Origin of the sequence: Aeribacillus sp. FSL W8-0870, assembly GCF_037963755.1 — a bacterium.
GTDB lineage: Bacteria > Bacillota > Bacilli > Bacillales > Aeribacillaceae > Aeribacillus > Aeribacillus composti.
Genome location: NZ_CP150165.1, coordinates 819215 through 836073, shown reverse-complemented (window position 1 = coordinate 836073; position 16859 = coordinate 819215). Strand labels below are relative to the sequence as shown.

General features: G+C 38.7%; 13 protein-coding genes. 3 read left to right on the top strand and 10 right to left on the bottom strand.

Annotated elements, in window-relative coordinates:
* The first annotated feature begins 402 nt into the window (after positions 1 to 402).
* From NSU02_RS04030 to NSU02_RS04020, 3 genes are read left to right on the top strand one after another with little or no spacing between them, the layout of a single operon-like run.
* A complete protein-coding gene (locus tag NSU02_RS04030; protein ID WP_339194350.1) occupies positions 403 to 711 on the top strand; it encodes a metalloregulator ArsR/SmtB family transcription factor in 309 nt (102 codons plus the stop codon).
* A gap of 14 nt (positions 712 to 725) precedes the next feature.
* Positions 726 to 1637 carry a cation diffusion facilitator family transporter gene (locus tag NSU02_RS04025; protein ID WP_339194349.1) on the top strand — a complete coding sequence of 304 codons (912 nt, stop codon included), beginning with the start codon at positions 726 to 728 and terminating at the stop codon, positions 1635 to 1637.
* A 21-nt stretch (positions 1638 to 1658) separates the two neighbouring features.
* Positions 1659 to 2705 carry an NAD(P)/FAD-dependent oxidoreductase gene (locus NSU02_RS04020; protein WP_339194348.1) on the top strand — a complete coding sequence of 349 codons (1047 nt, stop codon included), beginning with the start codon at positions 1659 to 1661 and terminating at the stop codon, positions 2703 to 2705.
* Between the two features lie 315 nt (positions 2706 to 3020).
* Here NSU02_RS04020 and NSU02_RS04015 read toward each other — a convergent pair whose 3' ends face one another.
* The 10 genes from NSU02_RS04015 to secA all read right to left on the bottom strand — a co-directional run bounded on the left by NSU02_RS04015 (position 3021) and on the right by secA (position 16827).
* Complete coding sequence (locus tag NSU02_RS04015; RefSeq protein WP_066249828.1) at positions 3021 to 4211, bottom strand: PDZ domain-containing protein; 1191 nt, start codon at positions 4209 to 4211, stop codon at positions 3021 to 3023.
* A gap of 175 nt (positions 4212 to 4386) precedes the next feature.
* Positions 4387 to 5499, bottom strand: a complete 1113-nt coding sequence (locus NSU02_RS04010) for an RNA-guided endonuclease TnpB family protein (protein ID WP_003353586.1) — start codon at positions 5497 to 5499, stop codon at positions 4387 to 4389.
* A gap of 11 nt (positions 5500 to 5510) precedes the next feature.
* Positions 5511 to 5909 (bottom strand): IS200/IS605 family transposase, encoded by a 399-nt coding sequence (gene tnpA, locus NSU02_RS04005; RefSeq protein WP_094245197.1) that lies wholly within the window; start codon positions 5907 to 5909, stop codon positions 5511 to 5513.
* Positions 5910 to 7196: 1287 nt separating this feature from the next.
* Positions 7197 to 8642, bottom strand: coding sequence for a S41 family peptidase (locus NSU02_RS04000; protein WP_339194344.1), 1446 nt, complete (start codon positions 8640 to 8642; stop codon positions 7197 to 7199).
* A gap of 500 nt (positions 8643 to 9142) precedes the next feature.
* A complete protein-coding gene (locus NSU02_RS03995; protein WP_339194343.1) occupies positions 9143 to 10429 on the bottom strand; it encodes a peptidoglycan DD-metalloendopeptidase family protein in 1287 nt (428 codons plus the stop codon).
* 72 nt (positions 10430 to 10501) lie between these two features.
* Positions 10502 to 11392, bottom strand: a complete 891-nt coding sequence (gene ftsX / locus NSU02_RS03990) for a permease-like cell division protein FtsX (protein ID WP_094245189.1) — start codon at positions 11390 to 11392, stop codon at positions 10502 to 10504.
* A complete protein-coding gene (gene ftsE / locus NSU02_RS03985; protein WP_327847704.1) occupies positions 11385 to 12071 on the bottom strand; it encodes a cell division ATP-binding protein FtsE in 687 nt (228 codons plus the stop codon). Before ftsE ends, ftsX begins: the two co-directional genes overlap by 8 nt.
* Positions 12072 to 12385: 314 nt before the next feature.
* Positions 12386 to 12718, bottom strand: coding sequence for a cytochrome c551 (gene cccB / locus NSU02_RS03980; protein WP_063389198.1), 333 nt, complete (start codon positions 12716 to 12718; stop codon positions 12386 to 12388).
* A gap of 359 nt (positions 12719 to 13077) precedes the next feature.
* Positions 13078 to 14179 (bottom strand): peptide chain release factor 2 gene (prfB, locus tag NSU02_RS03975; RefSeq protein ID WP_130158800.1). Its coding sequence is split into 2 segments (ribosomal slippage): positions 13078 to 14106 and positions 14108 to 14179, totalling 1101 coding nucleotides; the frame shifts between segments, so codons are not numbered across the junction.
* Positions 14180 to 14316: 137 nt separating this feature from the next.
* Positions 14317 to 16827, bottom strand: a complete 2511-nt coding sequence (gene secA, locus NSU02_RS03970; RefSeq protein WP_063389200.1) for a preprotein translocase subunit SecA — start codon at positions 16825 to 16827, stop codon at positions 14317 to 14319.
* Between the last annotated feature and the right edge of the window lie 32 nt (positions 16828 to 16859).

The following is a 16859-nucleotide window of genomic DNA, read 5'->3' as shown; positions in this document are numbered from 1 at the left end:
TCAATGATTAAAATAAACATATTGAAATGCTCAATTTCCATGCTTGGCAGCTTCTCAAAAAGATAACTGAATCGACTTCTCAATGATTGCTCGCAAGTACCCTGAAATGTCTTTATACGATCAATTTAGAAATTCTCTCCAGCTGCAATCTACTTTGAGGCAATCATCTTTTAAAAACTGCTTCATTTATCTCATTGCTAATGTCACTTTTAAAGAGCTCTTAGATTTCTTAAGCCCGCTGAAAATGCCTCAGAACTAGTTGACCGTATTTCCAATCTGAAAGGTTCCCTCCTCATTATGTACTGTTAAACAGATTTCCTAAACTTGACAAAAAACAGAATGCAAAATATAATAAAATATGAACATATGCTCATATATAATAAAAGAACGAGGGAATTATGAATGAAGACGGAAGATCATTCTTTCTTAAAACCTGAAACAATTGAACATATATCGCAAATATTTAAGGTGTTAGCCGATCCTACTCGAATTAAAATTCTTTATTTGTTATCACAAGAAGAGTGCAGCGTAAATCATATTGCCGAAGTGTTGGAAATGTCTCAATCAGCAGTTTCCCATCAGCTTAGTATATTGCGAAATCTTAGACTTATTAAGTATCGCCGTGAAGGAAAAACACTGATTTACTCCTGTAATGACGAACACGTTTTTTCATTATTAAAACAAGCCATTAATCATTCTGAACATCAGTAAGGAGGCATTGGACCATGAACAGCCATCACCACTCTCACGACCATCACGACTTTAACAGGGAAAACAATAAAAAAGGACTTATAATTGCATTGCTCATTACTGTTGGAATTTTGCTGTTAGAGTTTTTCGGGGGGTTAATGACAAACAGTCTGGCCCTTCTTTCTGACTCTGGACATATGCTTAGTGACGCCAGTTCGCTTGCTCTTAGCCTAATTGCTATATGGTTTGCGGCCAAACCAGCCTCCCCAAATAAAACGTATGGCTTTTATCGTTTTGAAATTTTAGCCGCTTTGTTTAATGGAGTTACCTTGTTTGTTATCGCTGGATTTATCATTTGGGAAGCTGTTCAGCGTTTTTTCAATCCGCCGACTGTAGCAAGCGGCTCGATGATGTTGATTGCGTCTATTGGTCTTCTTGCTAATCTTTTAAGTGCCTGGGTGTTAATGAGAAAAGGTGATGTGAAACATAATGTCAATGTTCGCAGCGCTTATCTTCACGTTATCGGCGATGCATTAGGCTCTGTCGGAGCCATTGCTGCAGGATTCATCATGTGGCTCTTTGACTGGTATATAGCAGACCCTATTATTTCCATTTTAGTTGCTTTATTAATATTAAAAGGCGCTTGGGGAGTTTTGAAGCATAGCATACACATTTTGATGGAAGGAACGCCCGTTACCATTGATCAAAATGAAGTGAAGAAAGCCTTAAAAAGTATTGAAGGTGTGAAGGATGTTCACGACCTGCATATTTGGACGATTACATCAGGTTTAGATTCACTAAGCTGCCATATTTTAATTGAAGATCATCATGACAGTCAAAAGGTGTTACAAGCTGCCATTCACATGATTGAAGAAAAATTTAAGATTTTGCATACAACCATTCAAATTGAAACCTCTCAAATCCATCATGAAAAAATGAAAGTCTAGCTTTTTTCGGAGTTGATTGAAATGGAACAAAATGTTGATGTTCTTGTAATCGGTGCTGGCCAAGCAGGATTAGCGATGGGGTATTATCTAAAGCAACACGATATATTATTTGCCATTGTCGGCAAGGAAAATCGAATCGGAGATGTTTGGAGAAATCGTTACGATTCTTTAGTGCTTTTTACCCCTCGATCGTTTAGCTCCTTGCCAGGAATGGTCTTAAAGGGTGACCCGAACGGATATCCAACTAAGGATGAAATAGCCGATTATTTAGAGGATTATGCTCAAAAATTCGAATTGCCTATTCATCTGAATACAGAAGTCATTTCTCTTCAAAAAGAAAATGAGATTTTTAAAGTGACAACCAACCATAGGAGATATATGGCAAATAAAGTGGTTATAGCAACAGGGCCTTTTCAAAAGCCTTATCTTCCACCATTTGCCGAAAGCTTATACGATCAAGTGTATCAAGTGCATACATCCGCCTATTTGAATCCATCTCAATTGCAAGATGGCTCTGTTTTAGTAGTCGGTGCAGGAAATTCTGGAGCGCAAATTGCAGTTGAATTGTCCGAAGACAGAGAAGTTTATTTATCAGTAGGTCATAAAATGAGATTTCTTCCACTTGAAATTATGGGGAAAAGTATTTTCTGGTGGTTTCAAAAAATAGGTTTATTAGACGTCCATATCAATAGCCCGTTAGGCAGGTTGATCAGTAAACAAAGCGATCCTATTTTCGGTAGAGAGCTGAAACATTTACTACAAGAAGGCAAAATAAAAATGAAGCCTAAAACAGAGAGTGTTTCAGGAGATGTTATCTCTTTTGCAGATAACAGTCAAATTCAAGTTCAAAATGTCATTTGGGCAACCGGATTTTATTTTGATTACAGCTGGATACAAATTCCTAATGTTTTAGATCATAGAGGAAAGCCCGTTCACCAACGAGGGGTTACTCCTGTGAAAGGATTGTACTTCTTAGGATTGCCTTGGCAATATCGGAGAGGCTCCGCTCTTATCGGAGGGGTGGGCGCCGATGCAGAGTACTTGATAAATGATATTTTAAACCATTGAAGGTGCTTGCAATGTTTAGATAGAGTTTTTCTAGCCGCGGCTATTTTCATGATTAGACATATTTACTGAAAGGCTTCAAATATCATTGAACAATGTCAGTTCCTTTGTACAATGATTTCTCGAGCCTAATTCTGCTAGCTATAACATTTTTTGACGTAAAAAACCACTTAGCCAATCATTGACTAAGTGGTTTGATGTGATAGAGAAAATATACCTTTATCGTTCCGGAAAAAAATGAAACTCATTCCGAAGAATTATGGCCTATCCCTAAAAATTATGTCGCTATTCCGGTTGATTATGAACCATTCATACCGGTTAAGAGGCTTCTGACTTCCACTTCTCATCTTGCACAAAGAGCAAGCCGAGTTCATGATGCTCCCCTTCGTATAAGGCGCGTTGGACAAAACGGATTTCTTTGTTATGTCCTAGTACCTCCAACTTACAATGCGTCCTGCTTATCTGCAGCGCTTCGTAAAATTCGTACGTTGTTTTTACATTTTTTCCATTCACCTTTGTTATAACTTCTCCCGCTTTTATTCCCATTTTCTCTCCCGGGGATTGAGGAAGCGTGCCTAATACGACCAGTCCATAATCTTGTTTCGAGAAATAAAAAGCGGCCGAATTATCATTCATCCTTTGTTTTACAGTTATTAATCCCTTTCCTATCAATGCTAGAGCCGCGGCAACAAACGACAGAAATGGAGCCCACAACGAAGCAGCAGCAACAACAAGAGAAATAATTCCAAGAATCGAAATGCGCCGACCTGTTACTTGAATGCTTTCCTTTGGCAAAGACCCTTGAATTCTTTGATAAAAACCGACAAAATACGGAATCATCACGAGCATAAATGGTTCACCATTTAAAGAAATAATTGGCCACCAAGAAAAAGGAGATTCCAATGAACCGCCTGGAACTAAAAGCATTAACGGAATCATCCATGTTCTGTTCGCTACATGATTCCCAATCGGCATTCCTCTCTTGCTTTTTATGATAAATGGGGATGTATGGTAATGTGCTGTTCGATAGATGAGAATCCCTTCACAAATAAGCAAAAAGCTCAAAAATAGCGACAAGACGCTGTAGTTTGTTTTATCAAGGCTCACAAAAAATTCATCGATCCAAGGAGATTGATCTGCCACTCCATTTAATAAAGCTGTTAAAAAAATCGTTCCGCCCAATGAGATACTTGATGACAAAAAACGCGGCTGAAAAGTTAAACTAACAGCCAGCAGCCAAATAGTCAATAAAACGAGTGTTCCGAATGGAATCCACAGTCCTAGAAGCATGAAAAGAACAGAAAGGATAAGGCCAGCGATAATTCCCTTCGTATAAGTAAAACGAATATCGTCAAACACATCATATACGCGCACATGAAAAGATTTTCGTTCTCTTCTAACCCGCCAATATCCATTTAAAAAGGAAAAAATGAGAAAGAAATACAAAAGCGGATGCAAGAAAAAACGGCCTATGCTGAAAAGCAATTCTAAAAGCCATTGTCCAACCAAACGGCCCACCCCTTTTACGAATCATATGAGACTTTCCTCTATTTTATCAAATCTTGTGAACTACCCTCCACTTACCACCCTTGCGGGTCGCTTGAAGTGGGGGCTTCTCGGGTAATCCTATCTAACGATAAGAAATTGACCGAGCTTACCCTCTCGTTCCGAAAGTTATTATTCTTTATGCTAATATGCGTAATCCTTCATTTTTGATATTGATTGCTGAATTGTGATCACGATCTAATACAAAACCGCAAGAACATTCATATACACGTTTAGATAATGGCATTTCTTTTTCCTTGCCACAACAAGAACATTTCTTAGTAGAAGGGAACCACTTATCGATTTTTACAAGTTGTTTCCCTTGTTCTTTTAGCTTGTATTCTAAGAAAGTAGTGAACATACCCCAGCCATTATCATGAACACTTTTTCCAAAATTGAGGGCTTGAGACATTCCTTTCATGTCTAAGTCCTCAATGATAACTGCGTCATAGGTTGATGCTAATTCTTTTGATTTATGGTGAAGAAAATTCTTGCGTTGATTGGCAATTTTCTCTTGTAACTTTGCTACTTTCAAACGTTGTTTTTCCCAACGTGCAGAACCTTTTTTTCTGCGAGAAAGAATTCGTTGTGCTTTTGCCAGTTTGTCTAATGCTTGTCGATAGTACCGTGGGTAATTGGCTTTCTCACCCTGTTCACTCTCGACATATAGACCGTCCATAGCAAAATCTAAGCCAACTACTTTTTGAATCTTTACTGACTGAATATCTTTCTCGTATTCTGTCAAAATCGAAATATAATATTTACCTGTCTTTGTTTTAGAAATAGTACAAGATTTGATTTTATAATCAGCAGGTATTTCTCTATGTCGGTTCATTTTCATTGGCTTTTTGATTTTTGGTAGTTTGATATGACCATTTTCTAGCTTAATATTGCCGTTGACCATATTGGTTGTGTAAGATTGTTTATTTTTCTTGCTTTTGAATTTAGGAAACTCCGCACGACCTTCAAAAAAGTTCTTATAAGCATTTTGCAAATTGATCTGTGCGTTTGCTAAAGCTAAAGAATCCACTTCTTTTAGGAATGGAAATTCATCTTTGTATTTCGCTGGTGTCGGGAATGCTTGTTGTTTAAGCGTTTCTTTATCGTTTTTGAATTTCTCATACGTTTCCTTACGTTCTTCCAGCATCTTATTGTAGACAAAGCGAACACAACCAAATGTTTTGGCTAATTGGATTTTCTGTTCTTTATTCGGATACAAACGAAATTTGAAGGCTTTGTTTTGTTTGGCCATATCAAATCACCTCACTTCTGACCTTGATTTTCAATGTATTTTTTTATGACTTCTATTGGTGCACCGCCTGTTGTAAGCAGGCAAAAGCTTCTTGACCAAAACATCTCTTTCCATAGTCTTTTTCGGATATGAGGAAAGTTTTTCTTTATCAGTCGAGAACTTGCACTCTTATAAGTATTGATGAACTTCGATAATTCAGAATTAGGATGTGCTTTGAATAGGATGTGGATATGATCCTTATCATGATTCCACTCTGTCAAAGTAATGTTGTATTTTTTTCCGATCTCAATGAACATATCTTTTGCAAAATCAGATATTTCATCGGTGAACACTTCTCTGCGATACTTTACAACTAATACAAGATGATAATGTAATAGGAACACTGAATGATTATTACTATCCAATTTCATTGATATATCAATCCTTTTTTATATATAAGACTGATTATATCAAAACCTTTGGCTAAAGCCAACCGAAATTCATCTCCCACCTACTCATTGGGCTACGCCCTGCACATTCCTTGAGGATGGGAGACTTCTTTCGGAAATCCGTTAAAAAAGAAGCTAGAACGTCATATAAAAAACCGGAAATAGGCAAAAAGGCCGATTGACCAAATTCATGGAGCAGCGGCTTTTTTGGCTTCATACCGCTTTTTTCTAAAAAGCTGAATGAATCAAACTTGCAGCAAATTGATCAAAAAATTGAGCAAGGAAACAGCCACTTAACAATGCCGCTCTGTCACTTCCCAATGATTTAAATCGAGTAGGAGGGGGTGACTAACCCCCGTCCTCTCACACCACCGTACGTACGGTTCCGTATACGGCGGTTCAATTAAGATAATTGACGCAAGTCTTTATAACTTCCGTGAATAGCTGTTCTCTTTATGCCAGTGGTCACTCCACCCTCCAAGAGATCTCCCACGGGATTCACCGCTTCCTCCCTCAAGTGAGGTACTACGTTTTCTGTGTTCATCATGACTCACTGAATGCCAAGGGCTATTCTCTCTTAATTGTTCGGTCCTTCTTAGTTGTTCTAGACCAACTAATACTATGACCTCTGCTGACTTCTGACTGTTCAGCTATCTATCACTAGATAGGTTACCAAGGTTACTTGGCGTGCCAGCCAGACCTCCCCGGGTAAGAGTGTAATCTTTCCTTCCATCCATCTGCTTCATTTACTCTGTATCACCTTCGGCAGAAAGGGCTTTGTTTTGTCTTGCAAACTCACCCAGTGATACCTAGCCTCATATGAAGTTCGTGTTCCTCAGACCGGAAGTTTGCCGCTCGCTTCCTTCAGATTCCGCGTCACCACGGACACCCTTGCGTTAAGCTAACTGCTACTTCTGCCTTCGCAGCTCGGGACTTTCACCCTATAGATTACACCCATGCCGGGCGCACAAGAAAACGCAGCCATATTGTCATAAAGCTGCGTCCATCCTCTGTATGCATAAATAATTGTAAATTTCACTACGATATGAAAGCAGAAATTTTCTCAACTGAAAAGCCTGCACAAGGAAGCGAAATCTCATTTAGAGGCTGTCCATAAAGTGAAATCCCTATTGAAAACAAAAAATCATAAACATCGATATATCAACGTTTCTAAAACATTAAAGGGGGCGTCAATAAGCCGTAAAAACGACTTATTAGACAGCCCCTTAAACAAAATGCAACAGAAAAGCTGCCGTATTTTTTCAATACTTAAGAAGATCGTGTTAATAGTGAAATGGCAGTTTGCAGCTGCAAGTCATTTTGTTTTGAACGAGTTTCTTTTGTGATCAATTCATTCATTTTTATAGCTGTTTTTTGATCCACTTTCCCCGTCACGGATAAACCGTTCATTTTTTGAAACGCCTTTACAGCCAGCTCGGTTTCTAAACTGAAATAACCGTCTTTTCTCCCAGGATCATAACCTAATCCTGATAATAATATTTGTGCAATGCGAACTTGTTCATTATTCATCTCTTTTTTTAATGGCTGATAAATATCGAGCGGTCCAGCTTTAAAATAATCCGGCTGCGATATTTTTACCGTTGGTTCCACACCTTTTTCATGAATCCAATTTCCTTTAGGAGTCAACCATTTGTATAACGTCAGCTTTATGTTGCTTCCATCATCCAGCGGTATTGTTTGCTGAACTGTTCCCTTTCCAAAGGATTTTTCGCCGACAATGGCATACCCTCCTGCTTCTTTCAACGCAGCTGCCAAAATTTCCGAAGCAGATGCGCTGCCGTTGTCAATTAAGACTGCAATAGGATAATGCTTCTTTTCTTTTAATGTTGAATAATACATCTCCCTTTTTCCGTCTCTCTTTTCTATTTGAATATATGGTGCATGATTAGGGACGAGCTGCTGCAAAATTTGCTCTACAGCCTGCAAATATCCCCCCGGATTGCCGCGAACATCGATGACTAGACCGTTAATTTTCTTTTTTTCTAACATTTTTAGCTTTTGTTTAAAGTCATCAGCTGTCCTTTCAGAAAATGAAGTAATATGCAAGACGCCTAACCGCTTGTCATTTTTATTGATTTCGGAGCTGAACACTGTTTCAATCGGAATCTCATCCCGCTTTACTTCAAAAAACAATAAATCTTTACTTCCAGGGCGGCGTATCGTAAGTTTGACGGTTGTTCCTTTTTCTCCTCTGATTTTCAGTACTGCGTCATGAAGATCTGAACTGGAAACTGTTTTACCATCAATTTTCACAATTTCATCATTTGGTTTTAAGCCCGCTTTTTCCGCCGGCGAATTTTTAAATGGTGAAATAATGGTTATTTTGCCGTTGTTCATCCCGATTTCGGCACCGATTCCTTCAAATGAAGAATCAAGTGACTCTGTAAATTGTCTAACAGTTTCTTTATCCATATAGACTGAGTATGGATCGCCTAAAGAAGATAACATCCCTTGAATGGCACCTTCTAGGAGACGTTTTTTGTCGACTGGATGGACATATTTTTCAGAAATTAATTCATACGTTTTTATAAATTTCTCCAATCCTGGAATGGTTTCATCTGAACTTTGCGCAGATGCAGCAATTGTTTTATTTTCCAGCGATTCATTATTTTCAGCATGACCGTGCACATCCAAAACGACGATGGAACTGGTCACGATCCAAAACACTGTAATCAATTTTATTATTTGTTTCATATGTTTTTGCCTTCCTTTCCAACAATCCGAATTATTTATAGCGTATGCAAAGCTTGTACAAATCATGTGCGGATTACAGGAAAAGGAAAAGCAATTCAAAAAAACTTAATATACCGCCCTTTGACAAGAATTTGACCGCTTCTAGCCAGGTTCCATCAAGAAAATAGAAAAATCAGCTAACGATCATCTTTGCTTTGATAATGGGTAAGGTGTTTTGTTCTCATAAAAACGCTTTCCTTTTCTTTTAGTCAAGCAAACTGCCTACACCGGCATAATCATACGGGAGGAGTAACTATATTTTTTGTAATTATCTATCACTACATGAAAAAGAATTATTGTGAAAATCAATCCATTGAAGCTTTATGTAATCTCCCGTTTCCTCTATTTTTTGCATCGATGAAACACGATCAGAAGAAAACTGTTTTGCAATTTATAAAAAAATAACAATGCACAACAAACTCTTCTTCCCTTAAGAGCTTATTGTGCATTGTTAATAAATTTTATGGAAGAACGCTTAAAGGATTGATCGCGCTGGATTTGCCTCGCCATGTTCCGTTATGTACTTCAAAATGCAAGTGCTGCCCTGTTGATCTTCCTGTATTTCCCATATATCCAATAAACTGACCTTGGCTCACTTTTTGACCACTTGAAACGTTAATGCTTCTCAAATGCCCGTAAAGTGTAGTATACGTTTTACCGTTAATATTATGGATGATCATAATCACATTGCCGTAGCCGCTCATTTGTCCAGCATAACTAACCGTGCCGCCAGCAGAAGCGTAAACTGGAACCGTTCCCCGTTTCGCAATATCAATTCCTGCATGGAATCTGCCCCATCTCATACCCATTTTAGAGGTAAGAACACCTGAAGCCGGCCAGATAAAAGATCCGCTTCCTGCAGCTGATGATACAGATGGTTCTGGTGAAGATCCGCCATCGCTTGAAGCAACAGTTTTATCACTTGATTTAGAAGCAGATTGTGAAGCTTGAGCCTGTCTAGCCTTTTCTTCTTCTAGTCTTTTTAAATATTCTTGCTGCTGTTGTTCAATCATTTTTTGCTGCTTTGCCAGCATAGCATCTTGATGTACCAAATCTTCTAATTGATCCATTGCCTGGCCATGTTCCGCTTCCAATTGCCCCAACAATTTATCTTTTTCATCAATTTGCTTATCTAGCTCTTGTTTCAATGAAGCCAATTCAGATAAAGCTTCTTCCAAAGAGGACAGCTGCTTGTTTAATTTAGCCTCCGCTTCCTCTTTCAGTTTCATATCTCTTTCATGCTCTTCAATAATTTTTTGATCCGCATCAACGATCGTTGTAACAGCGCTTATACGAGTTACAAAATCATTGAAGCTTTTCGCACCTAAGATAACGTCGAGATAGCTGATTGTTCCTCCTGCTTCCTGCAAGGATTTTGCCCGTTCTTTTAACAGTTCATTCCGCTTTTCAATCCGTTTTTTTACTTCAGCAATTTGTTTTTTCAACTGTTCAATTTCAGCTTTAGTTTTCTTGATTTCATTCTCTTTCTCTTCGATTTTTTCACCAGTATCCAGCAATTTTTCATCTAACTTTTTAATCTCTTGATTAAGTTGATTTTGTTTTGTCTCTAATTCTTTTACTTCACTTTTCTTGCTTTCTATATTCGACTGAACATTGGACCGCTCATTTTGAATTCTTGCTTTTTTCTCCTCAAAGGATGACGCATAAGCGCTTTTGCTCAGCGGTACAAATACCCCGCTTGTCCCCAATATAGCTGTAAGACTTAATGTCACTATTCTCTTTTTCACAATCCGGTTCCTCCTCTTAATTCATGTTTTCAATCAATTCGATCTGGTATGGCAAGAGCTGCCTAAGACAAACTACACTTTCAAAAACTTTCGAACAGACATTAAGCTTCCCCAAATTCCGATTAAGGCGCCGATTAAAAATAAGATAGCCGATATTTGAAAAACAAAAGGAGAAAATGGCAACAATTCAACAAAAGATCCTTGAATGTAAGGGATGGCAAAATTAACTAAACTATTGTAGCTGACAACTAAAACTGTAATTGGTATGACAGCTCCCAGCGCTCCTAAAAACAAACCTTCTAAAAAGAACGGCCAGCGTATAAACCAGTTTGTTGCACCAACCAGTTTCATAATTTCTATTTCTCGTCTGCGGGCAAATATAGTGATTTTTATAGTGTTTGAGATTAAAAACATCGCTGTAAATACAAGCCCAATGATCAACACTATGCCGATATTTCTTGAAACGTTGACAACTTCAAACAATTTTTTCACAGTTTCTTCTGCATATTGAACATCTTCGACATAGCGCATTTTTTTAATTTCTTCCGCTACAACTGGAGTATCTTCGGGAACTTTCGTTTTGACGATGAAAACATCGTTTAAAGGATTATCCTGTTCAAATAGCTTGAATGACTCTCCTTTTTCACCGAAGCTTTTAATTAATTTTTCCAGCTCCTGGTCTTTGGAAGAAAATTGGACGTTCTCCACTTTTTCTAGATTTTTTAGTTTCGATTCAAGTTGGTTTTGAGCGTTTTGATCTGCTGTCCTGTCAATTAGCACGGTTATTTCAACATCTTCTTCAATATTGCTGGCAATATTATTTAAATTCATCATAATAACCAAAAACGTACCGACCAAAAGAAGGGTCACTGTTACGGCTGATATAGAGGCTATGGACATCCAAGCGTTTCGCCCAAGACTTTTTATCGCCTCCCGCAAATGACGACCGAGAGTTTTATTCATAAAGACCATACTCCCCTCTCGCCTCATCACGCACAATTTTGCCGTCCTCAATAGCGATAACCCGCTTTCGAATCGTGTTCACAATAACTTTATTGTGGGTGGCCATTAACACCGTTGTGCCCCGATTGTTGATCTCCTCTAGCAATCTCATAATCTCCCAAGAGGTTTCAGGGTCCAAATTTCCTGTCGGCTCGTCAGCTATTACAACAGGCGGATTGTTTACAATGGATCTAGCAATTGATACGCGCTGCTGTTCACCGCCAGACAATTCGTCAGGGAAGGAACGGGCCTTATGCTTCAATTGCACAAGATCAAGAACATTTAATACTTTCTTTTTAATGTTCTTCGGATTTTCCCCGATCACTTCCAAAGCGAAGGCAACATTCTCATAAACAGTCAATTTCGGCAATAATTTAAAATCTTGAAAGACAACCCCGATATTTCTCCGCAAATACGGCACTTCTTTTTCTTTAAGGTTTTCTAGTTGTATACCGTTTATGACAATACTGCCTTTTGTAGGCTTTTCTTCCCGATACATCAATTTGATAAATGTCGATTTTCCAGCACCGCTAGGACCTACGATGTATACAAATTCGCCTTGATTGATTTTTATTGAAATACCGTTAATGGCCAAAACACCATTCGAATAGGTTTTATAAACATCCTTCATTTCGATCATGCTATCACCTGAAGTCATTGAATTATTTCAGTACTTAGTCAAAAAAATTTTTATAACTTGAAACTAATGTTATTTTCTATTCGTCTATTAATTATGAAGCAGAAAACAAATCTTACATCCTTCCCACAAAAAACATTATAACATCATTTTTCGTCAAAAATAGACTTTTTCATATTACATTTTTGTTTCAATATCATATTTCGAGGGAAAATTTTTAAAATTCTTGTAAAAAAAACTACAAAATTTTCTATTATCTGCTATTTTTTTCTATAGCATAAAAAAGCGAGGGTGATCATGTCCCCTCGCTTCTTATGTTACTTTTGTCCTGCAAGCCACTCAGCGACAACATCTGCTTCGCTATCGTTCAATAAACCTTTTGGCATAGCGCCTTTGCCGTTTAAAATAATATCTTTTATTTCATCTTTGCTATATTTGCTTCCAACTTTCTGTAAACTCGGACCGGAAGCACCTTCAAGATTTTGTCCATGGCAGCTTGTACAATTTTGTTTTATCAGATCTTCTGCAGATGCAGTATTCTCAGCTTGATCTGTTCCGCCATTTGTTCCGCTTTCTTGGTCATTCCCGCCGCCCCCGCATGCAGCTAATACGAGTGAAAGACCAAATACTAAGATCAAGAACTTTTTCACTGCGAAATCCCCCTTCGCCAATTAGTCTCGAAGATATTATAACCTAATTATTGAGGTTTCAATCTGAAACAAATTGACCAACATTTGACAATCCTGTGAAAATAACTTGAATATTGATAAAAAAGAAAAAGGGTGTCTAATAAGTCGTTTTTACGCCTTATAGACGCCCCTTTAATGTTTTAAATGTTGATATATCAATGTTTATGATGTTTCGTTTCAATGGATTTTGACTTTCTGGACAGCCCCACAAGTTCTCTAATCAAATGGAATTTAGGGCAGTTTTTCTTCGTCATTTTTCCGCATCACAGTTCTATTCGCTCATCTTTTGTAAACGCGTCATCATCCTTTTCATAACAGCCTTAAGACAATTTTGCTCTTAAATATGCATCAATAAATGCATCAATTTCCCCATCCATTACAGCTTGGACGTTGCCGATTTCGACATTTGTCCGGTGATCTTTCACCAATGAATATGGATGGAAGACATAAGAACGGATTTGGCTACCCCAGCCAATTTCCTTTTGCTCTCCTCGAATTTCCGCTAATTCTTTTTCCTGCTCTTCAATTTTTAATTGGTATAGCTTAGATTTTAACATTTTCATTGCTCGTTCTCTGTTTTTAATTTGAGAGCGCTCCGTTTGACATGTCACGACAATTCCAGTTGGCAAGTGTGTAATCCGTACCGCCGAGTCGGTCGTATTTACGTGCTGCCCTCCCGCACCGCTTGAACGGTACGTGTCAATTTTCAAATCCTCGCTTCTAATTTCAATATCGATTTCATCATTAAATTCTGGCATCACTTCGCAGGAAACAAAGGAAGTATGGCGGCGGCCTGATGCATCAAAAGGAGAAATGCGCACTAACCGATGGACTCCTTTTTCCGCTTTTAAATAACCGTATGCATTGTGTCCTTTAATTAACAGCGTTACACTTTTTATTCCTGCTTCATCACCCGGAAGATAATCGATCGTTTCAACTTTAAATCCTTTCTTTTCCGCCCATCTCGTATACATTCGCAGGAGCATAGATGCCCAGTCCTGAGATTCCGTCCCTCCTGCTCCCGGATGAAGCTCTAAAATCGCGTTGTTTTTATCGTAAGGCTCATTTAAAAGAAGCTGTAATTCAAAATTATTCAATTCCTTCGTTAATTTTTTCAATTCGGATTCAAGCTCTCTTTGCAAATCATCATCCGGCTCTTCTTTAATAAGCTCGTAAGTTACTTGAAGATTTTCATATGATTCATTTAAATGGTTAAATTCTCCGACAAGATCTTTTAAGGCGTTTGCTTCATTAATTACCTTCTGAGCTGCTTGCTGGTCATCCCAAAAATTTGGCGCAGCCATTTGCTCCTCTAATTTTTTTATGCGTGCTTCCTTCTCTTCTAAGTCAAAGAGACCCCCTAAAATCCGCTAATCGTTTAGCCATTTTCTCCAGTTCATTCCGAATTTCTACTAAATCCATTAGTCCATCACCTCTAAAAATTTTTTGCACAGTATACTATATTTTTGCAGATTCGCTTTGTCCACTTATACATTAATTAAAAAATTTATGGGACAGGCGAGACTGACATCTCGCCACACCCATTCTATTTAAAATCGTTATCTTCCGCAACAATGTTTGTATTTTTTGCCGCTTCCGCACGGACATGGCTCGTTGCGGCCAACCTCTTTTGCTTTTCTGACAGGTTTCTTTTTCGTCTGGGCGTCTCCTTCTTTCGGCTGCACGGCTTCGCCGACCGCCACTTCCTGACGTTCCAAATTGTTTTGAATTTCAGCTTTCATTATATATTTTGTAACCTCTTCTTGGATGGACGCAATCATATTTTCAAACATTGTGTAGCCTTCCAATTGATATTCACGAAGCGGATCGGTTTGTCCGTATGCACGTAAATGAATACCTTGGCGAAGATGATCCATTGCATCGATGTGATCCATCCATTTTGTATCAACGGCGCGGAGTACAATGACTCGTTCAAATTCACGCATGTTTTCCTCGCCAAAAGCAGCTTCCTTCTCATCATAACGCTTCTTCGCTTTTTCCCAAATGATATCAATAATTTCATCCGATTCTTTTCCGCGAAGGTCATTTACATTAAAGTCATCTGCTTCATCCAAAATATTGGCTTTTACCCAGTCGACTAGTCCTTCAAGGTTCCAGTCTTCTGGAAGCTCTTCTTCAGGCGTAAATGACTGTACAACACGGGTAATCGTTTGTTGAATCATGTCTTCAACATTTTCTCGCAGATTTTCAGATTCAAGCACTTCATCTCTTTGTTTATAAATAATTTCACGCTGCTGACGGAGCACATCATCATATTGAAGAAGCTGCTTCCGCGCATCAAAGTTGTTTCCTTCCACCCGTTTTTGCGCCGATTCCACAGCACGGGTAATCATTTTGCTTTGAATCGGCTGGGAATCGTCCATTCCAAGCCGATCCATCATGCTCATCATACTTTCTGAACCGAATCGGCGCATCAGTTCATCTTCCATTGACAAATAAAACTGCGTAACACCCGGGTCTCCTTGACGTCCAGAACGTCCTCTCAGCTGATTGTCAATTCTTCGGGATTCATGGCGTTCTGTGCCGATGACAGCTAATCCACCCAACTCTTTTACGCCTTCGCCGAGCTTTATATCCGTTCCCCGTCCGGCCATATTTGTCGCGATCGTCACAGCATTCTTTTGTCCGGCTTGTTCAATAATTTCTGCTTCCTTTGCATGGTTTTTTGCATTCAACACATTGTGCGGAATTCCCCGCTTCTTAAGCATATTAGAAAGCAATTCAGATGTTTCAACCGCGACTGTACCTACTAGAACAGGCTGACCAATCATGTGCCGCTGAACGATGTCTTCTACAACCGCTTTAAATTTCCCCTCCATTGTACGGTAAACGAGGTCCGGACGATCTTCGCGGATAACCGGCTTGTTTGTCGGGATGGTAATAACCTGCATGTTATAAATGTTGCGAAATTCTTCTTCTTCTGTTTTCGCAGTACCTGTCATTCCCGCCAGCTTTTCATACATTCGGAAATAGTTTTGGAACGTGATCGTTGCCAACGTCATGCTTTCATTTTGAATTTCAAGGCCTTCTTTCGCTTCGATTGCCTGATGCAAACCGTCGCTGTAACGGCGGCCTTTCATTAACCGTCCGGTAAATTGGTCTACAATGATCACTTGTCCGTCTTCAACAACATAATCAACGTCTTTATGCATGACGACGTGGGCTTTCAGCGCATTGCTGATATGATGGTTTAGTGTGACGTTTTTTAAATCGAACAAATTATCAATATGGAAAGCACGCTCCGCTTTTTCAATCCCTTCTTCTGTAAGTTGAACGGATTTCGTTTTTTCATCATAAGTATAATCTTTATCCTTTTGAAGCGTTCTGACAAAAGCATTTGCCTGAATATACAGTTTGGTGGATTTTTGTGCTTGTCCAGAAATAATAAGCGGAGTTCTTGCTTCATCAATTAAAATGGAGTCTACCTCATCGATTACCGCAAAATGCAGAGGGCGCTGCACTTTTTGTTCCTTGTATAAAACCATATTGTCGCGCAAATAATCAAACCCAAGTTCGTTATTTGTTGAATAGGTGATATCAGCTTCGTAAGCAGCCTTTTTCTCCTCTTTTGACATACCGTTTAAATTTAAACCAACAGTCATGCCGAGAAATTCAAAAATTTTGCCCATTTCTTTTGCGTCCCGGCTTGCCAAATATTCATTGACGGTAACGACGTGAACGCCTTTCCGCGTCAACGCATTTAAGTAAACAGGCATCGTTGAGGTTAATGTTTTCCCTTCACCTGTCTTCATTTCCGCAATATTGCCTTCGTGAAGGGCAATAGCTCCCATAAGCTGTACTTTATATGGATACAGGCCGAGCACTCTGTGAGCGGCTTCTCTTACAACTGCATAGGCTTCCACAAGCAGATCATCGAGTGTTTCTCCCTTTTCAAGCCGTTCCGCAAACTCAGCTGTTTTTGACCTCAATTCCAAATCAGAAAGCTTTCTCATATCTGGACCGAGAGCATTTATTTTTTCAGCTATTTTTTCATAACGAGCTAAAGTGCGTTTATTCGGATCAAACACTTTATTTAAAAGTCCAAGCATCTTTAACGCTCCTTAATTTATTTTAATTATTT

Coding starts and splice junctions, on each gene's coding strand:
- NSU02_RS04030 (WP_339194350.1), top strand. CDS start 403: ATGAAGACGGAAGATCATTCTTTCTTAAAACCTGAAACAATTGAACAT.
- NSU02_RS04025 (WP_339194349.1), top strand. CDS start 726: ATGAACAGCCATCACCACTCTCACGACCATCACGACTTTAACAGGGAA.
- NSU02_RS04020 (WP_339194348.1), top strand. CDS start 1,659: ATGGAACAAAATGTTGATGTTCTTGTAATCGGTGCTGGCCAAGCAGGA.
- NSU02_RS04010 (WP_003353586.1), bottom strand. CDS start 5,499: ATGGCCAAACAAAACAAAGCCTTCAAATTTCGTTTGTATCCGAATAAA.
- tnpA (WP_094245197.1), bottom strand. CDS start 5,909: ATGAAATTGGATAGTAATAATCATTCAGTGTTCCTATTACATTATCAT.
- NSU02_RS04000 (WP_339194344.1), bottom strand. CDS start 8,642: ATGAAACAAATAATAAAATTGATTACAGTGTTTTGGATCGTGACCAGT.
- ftsX (WP_094245189.1), bottom strand. CDS start 11,392: ATGAATAAAACTCTCGGTCGTCATTTGCGGGAGGCGATAAAAAGTCTT.
- ftsE (WP_327847704.1), bottom strand. CDS start 12,071: ATGATCGAAATGAAGGATGTTTATAAAACCTATTCGAATGGTGTTTTG.
- secA (WP_063389200.1), bottom strand. CDS start 16,827: ATGCTTGGACTTTTAAATAAAGTGTTTGATCCGAATAAACGCACTTTA.